General features: G+C 72.2%; 12 protein-coding genes and 1 pseudogene. 9 read left to right on the forward strand and 4 right to left on the reverse strand.

The window, feature by feature from the left end:
* Positions 1–54: 54 nt before the first annotated feature.
* Positions 55–2427: a SulP family inorganic anion transporter gene (locus F3T56_RS32985; RefSeq protein WP_149829015.1), complete on the reverse strand. Its 2373-nt coding sequence runs from the start codon at positions 2425–2427 to the stop codon at positions 55–57.
* Positions 2428–2690: 263 nt separating this feature from the next.
* On the opposite strand from F3T56_RS32985, the gene F3T56_RS32990 reads away from it, so the two are divergent.
* Positions 2691–3989 (forward strand): polysaccharide deacetylase family protein, encoded by a 1299-nt coding sequence (locus tag F3T56_RS32990; protein ID WP_149829016.1) that lies wholly within the window; start codon positions 2691–2693, stop codon positions 3987–3989.
* A 23-nt stretch (positions 3990–4012) separates the two neighbouring features.
* Here the strand turns inward: F3T56_RS32990 and F3T56_RS32995 are convergent, their stop codons facing one another.
* Positions 4013–4993, reverse strand: coding sequence for an ATP-binding protein (locus tag F3T56_RS32995; protein WP_149829017.1), 981 nt, complete (start codon positions 4991–4993; stop codon positions 4013–4015).
* A gap of 99 nt (positions 4994–5092) precedes the next feature.
* Between F3T56_RS32995 and F3T56_RS33000 the strand changes: the two genes are divergently transcribed.
* Positions 5093–5923 (forward strand): Fic family protein, encoded by an 831-nt coding sequence (locus F3T56_RS33000; protein ID WP_149829018.1) that lies wholly within the window; start codon positions 5093–5095, stop codon positions 5921–5923.
* 366 nt (positions 5924–6289) lie between these two features.
* Here F3T56_RS33000 and F3T56_RS33005 read toward each other — a convergent pair whose 3' ends face one another.
* On the reverse strand, positions 6290–7114 hold the full coding sequence (locus F3T56_RS33005; RefSeq protein ID WP_149829019.1) for an HAD family hydrolase: 825 nt from the start codon (positions 7112–7114) through the stop codon (positions 6290–6292).
* 634 nt (positions 7115–7748) lie between these two features.
* Between F3T56_RS33005 and ssd the strand changes: the two genes are divergently transcribed.
* From ssd to F3T56_RS33040, 7 genes and pseudogenes are all read left to right on the forward strand, one after another.
* The gene (gene ssd / locus F3T56_RS33010; RefSeq protein ID WP_149829020.1) at positions 7749–8843 is read left to right on the forward strand and encodes a septum site-determining protein Ssd; all 1095 of its coding nucleotides are present in this window, start codon (positions 7749–7751) and stop codon (positions 8841–8843) included.
* Positions 8844–8881: 38 nt separating this feature from the next.
* Positions 8882–10075 carry a TadA family conjugal transfer-associated ATPase gene (locus F3T56_RS33015; RefSeq protein ID WP_149829021.1) on the forward strand — a complete coding sequence of 398 codons (1194 nt, stop codon included), beginning with the start codon at positions 8882–8884 and terminating at the stop codon, positions 10073–10075.
* Between the two features lie 59 nt (positions 10076–10134).
* Positions 10135–10926, forward strand: a complete 792-nt coding sequence (locus F3T56_RS33020) for a type II secretion system F family protein (protein ID WP_425473689.1) — start codon at positions 10135–10137, stop codon at positions 10924–10926.
* Positions 10923–11714: a type II secretion system F family protein gene (locus F3T56_RS33025; RefSeq protein WP_149829023.1), complete on the forward strand. Its 792-nt coding sequence runs from the start codon at positions 10923–10925 to the stop codon at positions 11712–11714. Before F3T56_RS33020 ends, F3T56_RS33025 begins: the two co-directional genes overlap by 4 nt.
* A gap of 123 nt (positions 11715–11837) precedes the next feature.
* Positions 11838–12062 carry a DUF4244 domain-containing protein gene (locus tag F3T56_RS33030; protein ID WP_149829024.1) on the forward strand — a complete coding sequence of 75 codons (225 nt, stop codon included), beginning with the start codon at positions 11838–11840 and terminating at the stop codon, positions 12060–12062.
* 43 nt (positions 12063–12105) lie between these two features.
* A complete protein-coding gene (locus tag F3T56_RS33035; RefSeq protein ID WP_425473679.1) occupies positions 12106–12438 on the forward strand; it encodes a TadE family type IV pilus minor pilin in 333 nt (110 codons plus the stop codon).
* A pseudogene (locus F3T56_RS33040) lies at positions 12435–12749 on the forward strand (Rv3654c family TadE-like protein); the annotation flags it as partial. The gene F3T56_RS33035 and the pseudogene F3T56_RS33040, both read left to right, overlap by 4 nt.
* 134 nt (positions 12750–12883) lie before the next feature.
* On the opposite strand, the gene F3T56_RS33045 reads toward F3T56_RS33040, so the two are convergent.
* A complete protein-coding gene (locus F3T56_RS33045) occupies positions 12884–15343 on the reverse strand; it encodes a DEAD/DEAH box helicase (RefSeq protein ID WP_172639253.1) in 2460 nt (819 codons plus the stop codon).
* Positions 15344–15396: the final 53 nt, after the last annotated feature.

Genomic DNA, 15396 nt, shown 5'->3' on the forward strand with positions numbered 1-15396 from the left:
GTGGCCCCGCAGGCGGGGGGCCACCCGTTGTCACGGACCGGGCAGGCAATCGGTTCACGCGTGCGTGTCGTGCAGAAGCGTCCCGGTCGGCCCGGCCGTACCGGCGACCCGGTCGAAGACCCCGCCGTCGGGTGCCTCTTCCGTCAGCAGATACGCCTGGGCCTCGCCCACGTGGAAGTACATCCCGTGCAGTTCGAGCACGCCCTCGCGCAGGGCGCGGGCCACGGACTCGTGCGAGCGCAGATGCTCCAATTGCTGGATGACGTTGGTCACACAGAGCTGCTCGACCACGTCGGCCGGTTCGCGCCCGGAGAGCCGGACCCAGGGCCGGTTCTCGTCGGTCGCACGCTCCAGGCTGGGCAGCCCGTGGCGCAGCCACCGCTTGAGGGGGGTCCAGGTGCCGCCGGGATCGCTGTTGAGCAGGGCCTGCATCGCGCCGCAGCCGGAATGCCCGCAGACCGTGATGGACCGCACCTTCAGCACGTCGACCGCATACTCGATGGCCGCCGCCACCGAGTCGTCACCGCTCTCCTCGCCGGGCAGCGGCACCAGGTTGCCGACATTACGGACGACGAAGAGGTCGCCGGGGCCGCTGGAGGTGATCATCGAGGTGACGAGCCGGGAGTCGGCGCAGGTCAGAAAGAGCTGCGAGGGCTGCTGTCCCTCACGCGCCAGCCGGGCCAGCTCGCCGCGCACCAGGGGGGCGGTGTTGCTCTGGAACGCGCTGATGCCACGCGCCAGTTGATGACCGCTCGGGCCCTCGCCCGTCTCCTCCGGCACGTTGCCGGTGGCCGTGGGTGCCGGGGCCTCGCACTGGTGGTTGCGCCACGGCGTCCATGGCCGGCAACGGCAGCCGGCCGCCGAGACACGGGCGGGCTCGGCGATACGGGTACCGGCCCGGCCGGTGATCTCCACGGAGCCGCCGAGCGTCCGGTGCGCGTGCCGCCAGTCCTGCAGCGACTCGTACGCCGCGTGGTCCATGAACGACCCGTCCAGCTCCACCACGGCGTCGGCCCCTTGGGGGACCTGGTGCAGGGCACGGCTGAGGCGGGGCACGGCGAGGAACGTCAACTGCCCTCGTACGTGGACGTGGTGGACTCCTTCCTTCTCCTCGTGGGTGATACGGGTGCGGGTGAGGCGGTGCAGGGCGACGCCGACGGCCACGGCGATGCCGAGCGCGACGCCTTCCAGGACGCCGAGGAAGACGACACCGAGCGTGGTGACGGCGTAGACCAGCACCTCACGGTGGCGGGTGACCGTGCGGATGTGGTGCAGGGACACCATCTGGACCCCGACGGCCATCACCAGGGCGGCGAGTGAGGCGAGGGGGATCAGCTCCAGGACGGGGATCAGGAGCAGTGCGGCCGCTACTACCCAAACGCCGTGCAGCATCGTGGAGTTCCGGCTGGTGGCACCGGAGGCCACATTGGCCGCGCTGCGTACGGCGACGCCGGTGATCGGAAGGCCGCCGAGGGCGCCGGAGACCACGTTGGCGGTGCCCTGGCCGCGCAGTTCCCGGTCGAGGTCGGCGCGCGGGACGCGCGGTTCGCCGCGGGTGGTGACGAGCTTGTCGACGGCCACGGCGGAGAGCAGGGACTCGACGCTGCCGACCAGGGTGATGGTGAGGACGGCCGCCGCGAGGCCCAGGACGGGACCCTCGGGCAGCTGCGGAAGGGCGTGGCTGGACCAGGAGGGCAGGTCCACCCGGGCCAGGCGCAGTCCGGCGAGCGAGGCCACCGCGGTGGCCGCGGCCACGGCGACCAGGGCCGCGGGGAGTCGTCGTACGGCCCGGCCGACGCGACCGGGGATGCGGGGCCAGGCCAGCAGGACGGCGAGGGTGAGCGCGCTCAGCGACAGGGCGCCGGGGTGCAGGTCGGCCAACTGGGCGGGCAGGGCTCCGACGTTGGCGACGACCGAGCTCTGCGGGGTGCCCCCGAGCACGATGTGGAGCTGGGCGACGGCGATGGTGACGCCGATGCCGGCGAGCATGCCGTGCACGATCGCGGGGCTGACGGCGAGCGCGGAACGGGCCACGCGCAGGTAGGCCAGGCTCAGTTGGGAGAGTCCGGCGAGGACGGTGATGGCGCAGGTGGTGCGCCAGCCGTACTGGTGGATGAGGTCGGCGGTGACGACGGTGAGGCCGGCCGCCGGGCCGCTGACCTGGAGCGGCGAGCCGCCCAGGCGCCCGGCGACGAGACCGCCGACGGCGGCGGCGACGAGGCCGGCCTGGAGCGGGGCGTCGGTGGCGAGGGCGATGCCCAGCGACAGGGGCAGGGCGATCAGGAAGACCGCGATCGAGGCCGACAGGTCGGCCCCCGCGATGCGGAACCGCCGACGCGGTTCCTTCGGGGGGCTGTGGGGCTGGTGGTCACGCTCCGCTCGATTCGGTTCCGAGTCGGTGGCATGGGTGGGGACGCAGGCGGTCATGTTCTCCCGTCTCCTCCGGGGCTGCGCGGTCGCATCGATTCGCGGCCGTGGGTCACGGCATACATCGGCGGGAATTCTCAACAGTCAGTAAACGAACCGTAATGCAGAGTAAAGGGAGTGCAAGGATATTCGTGGCAAATGGGTGATGAGATCGCTCAGGAGGGTGAATAAAGCTTTTTGTCGGCTTGTCATATTAATTTGGCCGAAGCTCCGTGTGATCTTGGCCTCTCTGCCCCTGAGCAAAGGAAGAGGGTGGGCGGAAGATGGCCGTTACCCAGAGGATCGCCGTCGGTGTCACGCTCGCCGCGACCTGCGCCGTGGCGCTCGCCGGCTGCGGGTTCGGCGAGAAGAGGGAGGCCGGCCGGCAGGAGGTGCCTGATGCGACGAAGGGCGCCCCGGCCCCGCCCAAGGCCGCGGTCCGGCTGATCGGGGACGGTTCCACCGCGTACACCGGTGTGCAGCCACATCTGCGGAGACCGGAACGGATGAAGCCCGGTCAGCGGCCACCGCAGTTCGTGATCTTCTCCTGGGACGGCGCGGGTGAGGACAGCCAGCGGCTCTTCTCCCACTTCCGCGAGGTGGCCCGGGCCAACGGCGCGACGATGACGTACTTCCTCAGCGGCGTGTACCTGCTGCCGGACGAGAAGCGGGACCTCTACCGGCCCCCACAGCACTCACCCGGGCGCTCGGACATCGGATTCAACGACCTCCGGGGAATCGAGGACACCGTGGAACAGTTGCGCGGCGCGTGGCTGGAGGGCAACGAGATCGGCACACACTTCAACGGCCACTTCTGCGGCAAGGGCGGCGGCGTCGGCGAGTGGACGGTGGAGGAGTGGAAGAGCGAGATCGCCCAGGCCAAGGCGTTCGTGCAGGCATGGAAGACCAACACCGGCACCAAGGAGGCAGAACCGCTGCCCTTCGACTACGACAAGGAGCTGATCGGCGGCCGCACACCGTGCCTCGAAGGCCGGAAGAACTTCATGCGGGCCGCCCGCGAACTGGACTTCCGCTACGACACCAGCGGCGTCAACAACCAGGTCTGGCCCGACAAGGAGGACGGCCTGTGGGACCTGTCGATGCAGCTCGTCCCCGTCCCCGGCCACGCCTACGAGACGCTGACCATGGACTACAACTTCTACATGAACCAGTCCGGGGCCCGCAGCGGCAACCCGGCGAAGCAGGAGCGCTGGGGCGACCAGTTCCGTGACGGACTGCTCGCGGGCTTCGAACGCGCCTACAAGGGCAACCGCGCGCCCCTGATCATCGGCAACCACTTCGAGTCCTGGAACGGCGGCGTCTATATGCGCGCCGTCGAGGAGACCATCAAGACGGTCTGCGGCAAGCCCGAGGTGCGCTGCGTCTCCTTCCGGCAACTCGCCGACTGGCTCGACGCCCAGGACCCGAAGGTCCTGGACAGGCTGCGCACACTCGACGTCGGTGAATCCCCCGAGCAGGGCTGGAAGACCTTCCTGTCCACCGACCCGGCACCGGCCCCGAGGGGCGTCCCCGGCGCTCCGGCGGCCAGACCGAAGGGGCGGGAAGCGGAGCCGAGAAAGTAGGGCGTGCGGGGCGGGTGACAGGGTCAGACCGTGGCCATGAGGCCCTCGTCGAGGACGAAGTCGGGGTCGATCTGCGCGGCCAGGTCGGCTCCGGTCCGCTCATTGCCCCAACTGTCCGCGTTCTTCAGGTGGAAGTACACCATTTGGCGGGTGTACCGCTCCCAGTCGCGCAGTTCGTACGTGGCGTCCGCGGCCTCGTGAAGGGCGCGCAGGGTGCGGCGGTTGGGCTCCTCCAGGTGCTCGAAGCGGGGCGGGCGGCCCTTCTCCAGGGCACGCACCCAGTCCGAGTGGCCGACGGTGACCAGCAGGTCGTCCCCGACCTCGGCGCGGAGGAAGTCGAGGTCGTCCTGCCCGTGCACCTTGTTGCCCACGACCCTCAGGGCCACGCCGTAGTCACTGGCGTACTCCTTGTACTGCCGGTAGACGGAAATGCCCCTGCGAGTCGGCTCGGCGACGAGGAACGTCATGTCGAAGCGGGTGAACATGCCGGACGCGAAGGAGTCCGAACCGGCCGTCATGTCGACCACCACGTACTCGTCGCGGCCGTCCACCAGGTGGTTCAGGTACAGCTCCACCGCTCCCGTCTTGGAGTGGTAGCAAGCGACCCCCAGGTCGGCGTCGGTGAAGGGGCCGGTGACCATCAAACGGATGGCCCCGCCGTCGAGTTCCACCGGGCGCGCGCAGGCGTCGTAGACCGGATTGGGGTCGCAGATCCGCAGCAGGCGGGAGCCCTCGCCGGGCGGGGTCGTCTTGATCATCGTCTCGGCGGAGGCGATGCGCGGGTTGGAGCCGCGCAGATGGTTCTTGATCAGCGACAGCCGGTCACCCATCGCGGGCAGCTCGGCGGCCTCCGACTCGTCGAGGCCGAGGGCGGCGCCCAGGTGCTGGTTGATGTCGGCATCGACGGCGACGACCGGAGCTCCGGAGGCGGCGAGATGGCGAATGAACAGGGAGGACAGCGTGGTCTTGCCACTCCCGCCCTTGCCGACGAAAGCAATTTTCATGTTCACCAAGGGTAGTGGGATGACGCCAAGGGTGCTCATGTGGCTGTGGAAGACCACTCCTTCGAGGGGTGGCCGTCAAGTGCGCGTAGGGTCGTACTCATGAGTACGACAGGTGCGACCGCAGATCCGCTCGCGGCCCTGGGTGAGCTTCCCGGTGTGGCGGAGTCCGTGGAATCCGTGCGGAAGTCCGTGGACCGGGTCTATGGCCACCGCGTGATGAGGCGACGCAGCAACGCGGTCACCTCCGAGGCGGCCCTGCGTGGCGCGCGTGGCTCCGCGGCGCTGTCCGGCGCCGACTGGGCCCTCGAAGAGGTGCGCCGTCGTACGGACTTCAGCGGCCAGGACGACGGCGAGGCGCGCACCATGGGCGCCGCTCTGCGGCTGACCGCCGAGGCGGGCCAGTTGCTGTCCATCTGGCGGCAGTCGCCCCTTCGGGTACTGGCCCGGCTGCATCTGGTGGCGGCGGGTGAGGACCACGCGCGCGTGGGGCGGCCCCGGCAGGAGGGTGAGCCGGTCGACGAGCCCCTCGTCGAGCTGCCGCTGCCGAGTGCCGCCGAGGTATCCGGCCGGCTGGACGGCCTCGCCGAACTGATCATCAAGGGCAGTTCGGCCCCCGCCCTGGTGACCGCGGCCGTCGTCCACGGCGAGCTGCTCGCGCTGCGGCCCTTCGGCTTCGACAACGGACTCGTCGCGCGCGCGGCCGAGCGGATCGTGCTGATCGGCAGCGGTCTCGACCCCAAGTCCGTCTGCCCCGCGGAGGTCGGCCACGCGGAACTCGGCCGGGCCGCCTACCTCGCCGCCCTGGACGGCTATGTCTCCGGCACTCCGGAGGGCATGGCCGCCTGGATCGGCCACTGCGGCAGGGCGATCGAGCTGGGCGCGCGTGAATCGACGGCCGTGTGCGAGGCGCTGCAGCGCGGGGCGGCGTAACCGTCGCGGAAAGTTCCGGAAAGTCCCTGAAAAGGGTTGCGGCGGTACGAGAATTCGTACCGCCGCTGGCATGTCCACCCGGTTACCAAGCGTCCTCGATATGTGCCCATCAGGCCGGGAACTTTGCCCGTCACCTGGTGCGGCTGGCCCGTAATCGACGGGTCGACGTCGCGTGGGTGCCCGGTGTTCATGCTGGGTCCGTGGGGCCAAAATGAGTAATTAAAGGTGATCCTTTCGGATGTCCTTTGGTCTCGCGGGCCTTGACTCCTTTCTACTCCAGGACCAGAGCAACCGGAACCCCTGGTTGTGCTTCTTTACTTTTGCCTTCAAAGAGGGTGAATCGGTCCGGGGCGTGGTGCCCACGGGTCAGGCGGTCGCCACACGGCGCCGGCTCGCGTACCAGACGAGCCCCGCGGTGGCCGCCGCGGCTCCTATGGCGGCGGCAGCGAGCAGCGCGGGTCGCGGCCGCACGGCCAGCCGCTGCTTCAGACGCACCGGCCGATGGAAGTCCAGAATCGGCCACCCGCGCGCGAGGGCCTCCTTGCGGAGCGTCCGGTCCGGGTTCACCGCGTGCGGGTGCCCCACGGCCTCCAGCATCGGCAGATCGGTCGCCGAGTCGCTGTACGCGTAGCAGTGCGCCAGGTCGTACTCCTCGGACTCGGCCAGTTCCCGGATCGCCTCGGCCTTGGTCGGGCCGTAGGCGTAGTACTCCACCTCGCCGGTGAAGCAGCCGTCGTCGCCGACGACCATCCGGGTCGCCACCACGCGGTCCGCCCCGAGGAGTTCGCCGATCGGCTCGACCACCTCGGCGCCGGAGGTGGAGACGATCACGACGTCCCGCCCCGCGATGTGGTGCTCCTCGATGAGGGAGGCGGCCTCGTCGTAGATGATCGGGTCGATCAGATCGTGAAGGGTCTCGGCGACGATGTCCTTCACTTGTTGGACGTTCCAGCCCCGGCACAGCGCGGACAGATACTTCCGCATCCGCTCCATCTGGTCGTGGTCGGCGCCGCCCGCGAGGAAGACGAACTGGGTGTATGCCGTCCGCAGGGCGGCCCTGCGGTTGATCAGGCCGCCTTGGTAGAACGACTTGCTGAACGTGAGCGTGCTCGACTTCGCAATGACCGTCTTGTCCAGGTCAAAGAAGGCCGCTGTGCGAGGCAGGGAGTGGTTTTCCACGACGCCGAGCATAGGCGCCCGCCATTCGGGCTAGTGTGGGGCGCGTGGGTTTGCCTGGGAAGCCTCTCGGGTACACCATGGAAGTCACGGATCGTTCGCGACCGTGCTAACCCGGCCCGACTCCTCCCCCCCCGAGTCGGCCGTGGAGACGACCCCCACTCTCCCCCCCCGGTGGGGGTCGTCGCATGTCCGGGTGCGTTTTCCCCTCCTCTCTCCCGCCCACGAGGCCGTTCCGTGCCCTTGTGGGCATTTCTCTGCCCTTCCATAGGATCCGTCACTGTGCGTAGCTGTCGGGCTGCGCTGTGGAAGTCGCACGCGGGTCGCCTGTTCGGGTGACGGCGATATTCACAAGCGTCGAGTTGTCCACAGTTATCGACCAAGATCCACACGATTTCCGAGATCGCTGCACCGTGATTCCAGCGCGTCCCAACGGCGGCGAGTTCATGGCCGGTTCGGTTTCTCGGACGCGTTCGGCCGGTTTCGTCGGCCGCCCCTGTGGCGGCCGATCGCCGGCTCTTCACACAGGACTTGAACACGGGCGCCCGACACCCGGGCGCCCTTGCACGGGCGAACGGGCGGGAACCGCGGATGCGCCGAGAGGGCGCCGCGCATCCCGCGCGGGGTGCAGCGAAGGGGGCTGGAAATCGTGGCGGGAGCCATCGCCGACGACCGGACGTCCGCCGCCGAGGGGCGGCAGGGCAGGCCGTTGATCGTCACCGAGGACATGGAACTGCTGGACGACCTGCTGCGCCTGTGCGCGGCCGCCGGCGCCAGAGCGGAGGTCCACCACGGGGTGCCGGAGGGACGGGGCAGGTGGGAGGCGGCGCCGCTCGTGCTCGTCGGCGACGACGCGGCGCGCCGACTGCGCGGGGCCGTGCGCAGACGCGGAGTGGTGCTCGTCGGCAAGGACCAGGACGACTCCGGGATCTGGCAGCGGGCCGTGGAGATCGGTGCGGACCACGTCCTGATGCTGCCGGACGGCGAACAGTGGCTCGTCGACCGCATCGCCGACGTGGCCGAAGGGGTGGGCAGACCCGCGCTCACCGTCGGCGTGATCGGCGGCCGCGGCGGCGCCGGGGCGTCCACGCTGGCCTGCGCGCTCGCCGTCACCTCCGCGCGACAGGGCAGGCGCACGCTGCTCGTCGACGCCGACCCGCTGGGCGGCGGCCTGGACGTCCTCCTGGGCGGCGAGAGCGCCGAAGGGCTGCGCTGGCCGGCGTTCGCCGCCTCACGCGGCCGGGTCGGCGGCGGCGCCCTGGAGGAGTCGCTGCCCGAACTGCACTCCCTGCGCGTCCTGAGCTGGGACCGCGGCGACACCGTCGCCATCCCGCCCCAGGCCGTACGAGCGGTCCTCGCCGCCGGCCGACGGCGCAGCGGAGCGGTCGTCGTCGACCTGCCGCGCCGCATCGACGACGGCGTCGCCGAGGCCCTCGCCCAACTCGACCTCGGCCTGCTCGTGGTCCCCGCCGAACTGCGCGCCGTCGCGGCCGCCTCCCGGGTCGCCTCCGCCTTCGGCATGGTCCTGCGCGACCTCCGCGTGGCCGTCCGCGGGCCGTACGCCCCGGGCCTCGACGACCACGAGGTGGCCCGCCTGCTCGGGCTGCCACTCGCGGGCGAGGTGCCGGTCGAGCCCGGGCTGCCGGACGGCGGCAGACCACCGGGAGGCATCCCACGCGGCCCGCTCGGGCGGTTCTGCGAAGGCTTCTGGGAGCGGGTGTCGGCCGGGGGTGAGGGCGGATGAGCGTGACGCGTGGCTTGTCTCCGGGAGGGAGCGGGGCGGTGAACGGAGTGCCTGACGAGGGGTTGTTGGACGGCGTTCGGCAGTGGCTCGTCGAGAGTGGTGCCGAGCCGACGCCCGCGCGGGTGGCGCAGGCGTTGCGGGAACGGGGGCGGGTGCTCGGGGACGCCGAGGTGCTCGGTGCCGCCGAGCGGCTGCGGTCGGAGCTGGTGGGGAGCGGGCCGCTGGAGCCGCTGCTCGCCGACCCGTCGGTCACCGATGTGCTGGTGTCGGCGCCGGACCGGGTGTGGGTGGACCGCGGCGGTGGCCTGGAGCTGACCGGGGTCTCCTTCCCGGACGCGGCGGCCGTACGGCGGCTCGCGCAACGCCTGGCCGCCGTCGCCGGACGCCGGCTCGACGACGCCCGGCCGTGGGTCGACGCACGACTCCCGGACGGCACCCGGCTGCACGCGGTGCTGCCACCGGTGGTGGTGGGTTCGACCTGCCTCTCCCTGCGGGTCGTACGACCACGGGCGTTCACGCTCGACGAGCTGGCGGCGGCGGGCACGGTGCCGCCGGGCGGCGACCGGGTGCTGCGGGCGCTGATCCGAGCCCGGCTGTCGTACGTCATCAGCGGTGGGACCGGGACCGGCAAGACCACGCTCCTGAGCGCCCTGCTCGGCCTGGTCGACCCGGGCGAGCGGATCGTGCTCGCCGAGGACTCCGCGGAGCTGCGGCCCGACCATCCGCATGTGGTGCGGCTGGAGGGCAGACCCGCCAACCAGGAGGGCGTGGGGCTCGTCGAGCTCCAGGACCTCGTACGGCAGGCGCTGCGGATGCGCCCGGACCGGTTGGTGGTCGGCGAGGTACGAGGGCCCGAGGTCGTGTCCCTGCTGGCCGCTTTGAACACGGGACACGAGGGTGGCTCAGGAACGTTGCACGCCAACGCGGCGGGGCAGGTACCGGCCCGCCTGGAGGCCCTCGGCACGGCCGCCGGGCTCGACCGGGCCGCCCTGCACAGCCAGTTGGCGGCCGCGCTCTCGGTGGTCCTCCATCTCGTACGGGACCGGGACGGGCGGCGGCGGATCGCCGAGGTGCATGTGCTGGAACGGGACGCGTCGGGGCTGGTGGTGACCGTGCCCGCGCTGCGCTGGGGCGCGGAGGCGTTCGTGTACGAGCGGGGGTGGGGGCGGCTGCGGGGGCTGCTTCGGGGTGACCTGCGGGACGGGACCGGGCAAGGGAGTGGGGCGTTGTGACGGGGGTCGGGGAGGTGTCGGCCGGGGTTGCTGCGGCGTGTGCCGGGGCGGCGGCCTGGATGTGGGGCGGCGGGTGGGAGAGCGGGGCTCGGCGGGCTCGGTTGCTGCTGGCCGGTGGCGGGGCGGTGGGGCCGCCGCGCTGGGAGCGGGCGGTCGGCCGGGTGCGACGGCTGGGGGCCGAGTGGTGGGCGCCGGTGGCCGGGGCGGTGATCGCGGTGCTGGGGGCCTCGGTGCTGCCGGTGCTCGCGGGCGCGGCCGGGGTGCCGTTGCTGAGGCGGGTGCGGCGGGCGGCTCAGGAGCGCCGGGATGGGGAGCGGCGGGGCGATGCCGTGGTCGCGCTGTGCGCGGCGCTCGCCGGGGAGGTGGGGGCCGGGCGCCAGCCGGGTGAGGCGTTGACCCGGGCCGCACGGGACTCGGGCGGGCTCGGCGAGGGGCAGGCGGTGGTGCTGGCGGCGGCGAGATTCGGCGGCGATGTGCCGGGGGCGCTCGCGGGCGCGGCACGGCAGCCGGGCGCCGGCGGGCTGCTGGGGCTCTCCGCGTGCTGGCGGGTGGCCGTGGACCGGGGCGCGGGCCTCGCCGCGGGGCTCGACCGTCTGGAAGGCGCCCTGCGCGCCGAGCGGGACCAACGGGCCGACCTGCGGGCTCAGTTGGCGGGTGCCCGGTCGACGGCGGTGATGCTCGCCGGGCTTCCGGTGCTGGGGCTGCTGCTGGGCACCGCGCTCGGCGCCGACCCGCTGCACGTGGTGCTGCACAGCACCGCCGGGCTGGGCTGTCTGCTGGTCGGCGCGGCACTGGAGGGCGCCGGCCTGTGGTGGGCGCTGCGGATCGTACGGGGAGCGGAGGCGGCGTGAGCGGGGAAGTTTTCCACAGGCTGGGGGTGATCGTGTGCGTGGTCCTGGGACTGTGGTGGCTCGCCCGGTCGCTCGGCACGGCACGACGCGAACGACGGCTGCGCGCCCGCCTGCGTACGGTGCTCGTCCTCGACGCCGAGCCACCCCGGCGGAACCTCGTCCCAAGGGATGCCGTGCGGCCGTGGCTGCCGGTCGCCGGAGCGGTGTGCGCCGGTTGGGTGCTGATCGGTGGCTTCTGGGGGCTGGTGCTGGGGTCGGCCGCCGGCGGCGGGGCGTGGTGGTGGCTCCGGCGAACGCGGAGCAGGGGCGGCGACCCGGCAGACGCGTACGACGTGGCGGTGGCCGCCCGCCAACTGCCTCTCGCCGCCGATCTCCTGGCGGCCTGCATCACGGCCGGGGCGAGCCCTGTCGTGGCCGCACAGGCCGTCGGAGAGGCCCTGGGCGGGCCCGTGGGCGAGCGGCTGGCCAGGGGTGCGGCCGAGGCCCGGCTCGGGGGTGAACCGGCCGAGGCGTGGCGGGCGCTGGCCGCGCTGCCCGGCGCCGGGGCACTGGCACGGCTTCTGGAACGCGCCGACCGGTCGGGCGTACCGGCGGCCGCTCCAGTCGCCCGTCTCGCCGCCGAGGCCCGCGCCGAGTGGGGACGCGCGGCGACGGAACGGGCCCGCCGCGCCGCCGTGATGGTCACCGCACCGGTGGGGTTGTGCTTCCTGCCCGCGTTCATCGCGATCGGGGTGCTGCCGGTGGTGATCGGGCTGGCGGACGGCCTGTTGGGAGGGGGCGGGGGATGACGGTACGGGCTTGAACCAGCGGTGAACGGAAACGACCGGCCATGAGCGAGGCCGGCCTCAGTAGTCAGACGAACGATGACCAGCCATCGGCGGTCAACGGAACAGAGCCTCACGGGGGTTGAGATGTACAAGGCAGTACGAGAAGCGGTACGGGTTCGGGTGATGCGGGCCCTGATGCGCCGGATGCGGGCGGCACGGAGGGACGCCGGAATGGTGACTTCCGAATACGCCGTCGGAATCATCGCGGCGGTGGCCTTCGCCGCGGTGCTCTACAAGGTGGTGACCAGCGGGCAGGTCCAGGCGGAGCTGCAGCAGATCGTCGGGCGGGCACTCAGTGGCGGGGCGTAGGCCACGACGGCGCGGCAGGGCCCTGGGCGGCGATCACGGCTTCGTGACGGCCGAGGCGGCCATGGCCCTGCCCGTGCTGGTCCTCTTCGCGATGGCGCTGGTGTGGGCCCTGCTCACCGCCTGTGCGCAGATCCAGTGCGTGGACGCGGCGCGGGCCGGCGCCCGGGCCGCCGCCCGACAGGACCCGCCGGGCGCGGTCGCGGCGGCGGCCCGGCAGCTGGCGCCGGACGGGGCGCGGGTCACCGTGGGGCGTAAGGGCGACTTCGTGCACGTGGCGGTCTCGGCCCGGTCGCCGGGCCCGGACGGCCTCGGCCTCGGCCTCAGCCATGAGGCCGTGGCGTTGGCGGAGGAGACGGTGGGGGTGGAAATCGGATGAGAGGGGTGAGGGGGACGAGGTTTTCGTGGTCCAACCGGCTGACCAAGGCCACCCGGGCGGACAGAGGCTCCGCCACCGTCTGGGTCCTCGGCGCGATCGCCGTGCTGTGCGTCGTGTTCGGCGCCGTCCTGGGCATGGGCCAGTCCGTCGTGATCCGCCACCGGGCGGCCGGCGCGGCCGACCTCGCGGCCCTCGCCGCGGCCGACCACTGGATGAAGGGCGGGGAGGCCGCCTGCGAGACCGCGGAACGGGTGGCGAGGGCCCAGGGAAGCCGACTGGTGCGCTGCGAGGTCGAGGGAGAGATCTCGGACGTGACGGCGGCGTCGGGCACCGGACTGCTCACCGCCGAGATGAGGGCGAGGGCCGGCCCACCGGGGCCGGCTGTTCCACCGCCGGGTCCACCGACGGGTTGGGGCGCCCGGGCCCGCTCCGAGGCGCCGCCGCCCTATCGCGAAGCCGGGGGCGCTCCCTTCAGCAACTCGGCCAGCAGTCGCACGGCGCCCCGCTTGTGCAACGGCTCGTTGCCGTTGCCGCACTTGGGGGACTGCACACAGGACGGGCACCCGGCGTCGCACTCGCAGGAGGCGATGGCCTGGCGGGTGGCGGTGAGCCACTCGCGGGCCGTGTGGAAGGCACGTTCCGCGAAGCCCGCGCCGCCGGGGTGGCCGTCGTAGACGAAGACGGTCGGGAGCAGTGTGTCGGGGTGGAGCGGGACGGAGACCCCGCCGATGTCCCAGCGGTCGCACGTCGCGAACAGCGGCAGCATGCCGATGGACGCGTGCTCGGCGGCGTGCAGGGCGCCGCCGAGGATCTCCGGGTTGATCCGGGCCGCGTCCAGCTGGTCCTCGGTGACCGTCCACCACACGGCACGGGTGCGCAGCGTACGAGGAGGGAGGTCGAGTTTGGTCTCGCCCAGCACTTCACCGGTGATGACACGTCGACGGAGGAAGGAGACGACCTGGTTGGTGACTTCGACTGAGCCGTAGCACAACCGGCCGTCGCCCCAGGGGATTTCGGTGTCCGTCTCCAGGACGGAGATGGCGGTCGTGTCGCGGGCGACCGTCGAATACGGCGGGTCGGCCTGTTCGACGAGGGCGACGGAGTCCTCCAGGTCCAGTTCGCGCACCAGGTACGTACGGCCCTGGTGCAGATGGACCGCGCCCTCGTGGACGGAGGCGTGGGCGGCGCCCGCGTCTACCGTGCCGAGGAGCCGGCCCGTGCCGGTCTCGACGACCTGGACGGGGCGGCCGCCCTGGCCCCGGATGTCGGTCAGGTCGGCGGCCCGTTCGCGGCGCGTCCAGTGCCAGGCCTTGGCGCGGCGGCGGAGCAGTTTCGCGGCCTCCAGCTGCGGCAGCAACTCCTCGCACGCCGGGCCGAACAGCCCGAGGTCCTCCTCAGTCAGAGGCAGCTCCGCGGCGGCCGCGCACAGGTGAGGGGCGAGGACGTAGGGGTTGTCGGGGTCGAGGACGGTCGACTCCACCGGCTGGTCGAACAGGGCCTCCGGATGGTGGACCAGGAAAGTGTCCAGCGGGTCGTCGCGGGCGACGAGGACGGCCAGGGCGCCCTGGCCCGAGCGTCCGGCGCGGCCCGCCTGCTGCCACAGGGAGGCGCGGGTGCCCGGGTAGCCGGCGATGAGGACGGCGTCCAGGCCTGAGACGTCGACGCCGAGTTCCAGGGCGGTCGTCGCGGCGAGGCCGAGGAGTTCGCCGGAGTGCAGGGCGCGTTCGAGGGCGCGGCGTTCCTCGGGGAGGTAGCCGCCCCGGTAGGCGGCCACGCGGCGGGCCAGGGAGCGATCTACCTCCGCCAGGCGTTCCTGGGCGATGACCGAGATCAGCTCGGCGCCGCGCCGGGAGCGTACGAAGGCGACCGAGCGGACGCCCTGGACGGTCAGATCGGTGAGGAGGTCGGCGGTCTCGGCGGTCGCCGTACGCCGTACCGGTGCGCCCTTCTCGCCGTGCAGCTCGGTGAGCGGGGGCTCCCAAAGGGCGAACAACAGTTCACCTCGGGGTGAGGCGTCGTCGGCGACCTCGGTGACCGTGACGCCGGTGAGGCGGCCGGCGGCCACGGAGGGCTCGGCGGCGGTCGCGGAGGCCAGCAGGAAGACGGGCTCGGCGCCGTACCTGGCGCACAGGCGGCGCAGGCGGCGCAGGACCTGGGCGACGTGGGAGCCGAAGACGCCGCGGTAGGTGTGGCACTCGTCGATGACGACGTACTTGAGGGCGCGCAGGAAGGAGGACCAGCGGGGATGGGAGGGGAGGACGCCCCGGTGCAGCATGTCGGGGTTGGTGAGGACGTAGTTGGCGTACTGGCGGATCCACTCGCGTTCCTCGACGGGGGTGTCGCCGTCGTACACGGCCGGACGGACCGCATTGCCGAGAGGTTGTGAAAATTCCTTCACGGATCGGCACTGATCCGCCGCGAGCGCCTTCGTGGGGGCGAGGTAGAGCGCGGTCGCCCCGCGGCCGTTCGGGGCCTCGGCGCCGTCCAGCAACCGCGACAGCACCGGTACGAGATAGGCCAGCGACTTGCCGGAGGCGGTGCCGGTGGCGACTACGACCGAGTCGCCGTCCAGGGCGTGCTCGGCGACGAGTGCCTGGTGGGCCCAGGGGTGTTCGATTCCCGCGGCCTGGACGGCGGCGACGACCTCCGAGCGGATCCGGTCGGGCCAGACGGCATGACGGCCCGCACGCGGGGGCACATGCTCCGTATGAGTGATGCGCGAAGCCCGGCTCGGCCCCGAGGCGAGCCGGTCCAGGACCGTGCCCGGCGAGGGGCTGGGAGCGGTGTCCGTCGAGGATCGATCGGATCGGTGATTCTTGGCCATCGGCACCGAGTGTGTCACCGGCGTGACGGACAATGGACCCAAGGCGTCGTGCACGCCTGCCGGTAAGTGATTGAATGCCATCGCGGCTGGCGAACCGTCCCGGGGGCTTCAAGCCGAGGTGTCCTGAGGGGCGA

The organism is Streptomyces tailanensis, from assembly GCF_008386495.1.
In the GTDB taxonomy this organism is placed as follows: Bacteria; Actinomycetota; Actinomycetes; order Streptomycetales; family Streptomycetaceae; genus Streptomyces; species Streptomyces tailanensis.

What these genes read in the sequence shown, in the direction of transcription:
- F3T56_RS32995 (WP_149829017.1), bottom strand. Translation starts at nt 4,993, where the DNA reads ATGAAAATTGCTTTCGTCGGCAAGGGCGGGAGTGGCAAGACCACGCTG.
- F3T56_RS33000 (WP_149829018.1), top strand. Translation starts at nt 5,093, where the DNA reads ATGAGTACGACAGGTGCGACCGCAGATCCGCTCGCGGCCCTGGGTGAG.
- F3T56_RS33005 (WP_149829019.1), bottom strand. Translation starts at nt 7,114, where the DNA reads ATGCTCGGCGTCGTGGAAAACCACTCCCTGCCTCGCACAGCGGCCTTC.
- F3T56_RS32990 (WP_149829016.1), top strand. Translation starts at nt 2,691, where the DNA reads ATGGCCGTTACCCAGAGGATCGCCGTCGGTGTCACGCTCGCCGCGACC.
- F3T56_RS33045 (WP_172639253.1), bottom strand. Translation starts at nt 15,343, where the DNA reads ATGGCATTCAATCACTTACCGGCAGGCGTGCACGACGCCTTGGGTCCA.
- F3T56_RS32985 (WP_149829015.1), bottom strand. Translation starts at nt 2,427, where the DNA reads ATGACCGCCTGCGTCCCCACCCATGCCACCGACTCGGAACCGAATCGA.
- F3T56_RS33020 (WP_425473689.1), top strand. Translation starts at nt 10,135, where the DNA reads ATGTGGGGCGGCGGGTGGGAGAGCGGGGCTCGGCGGGCTCGGTTGCTG.
- F3T56_RS33030 (WP_149829024.1), top strand. Translation starts at nt 11,838, where the DNA reads ATGTACAAGGCAGTACGAGAAGCGGTACGGGTTCGGGTGATGCGGGCC.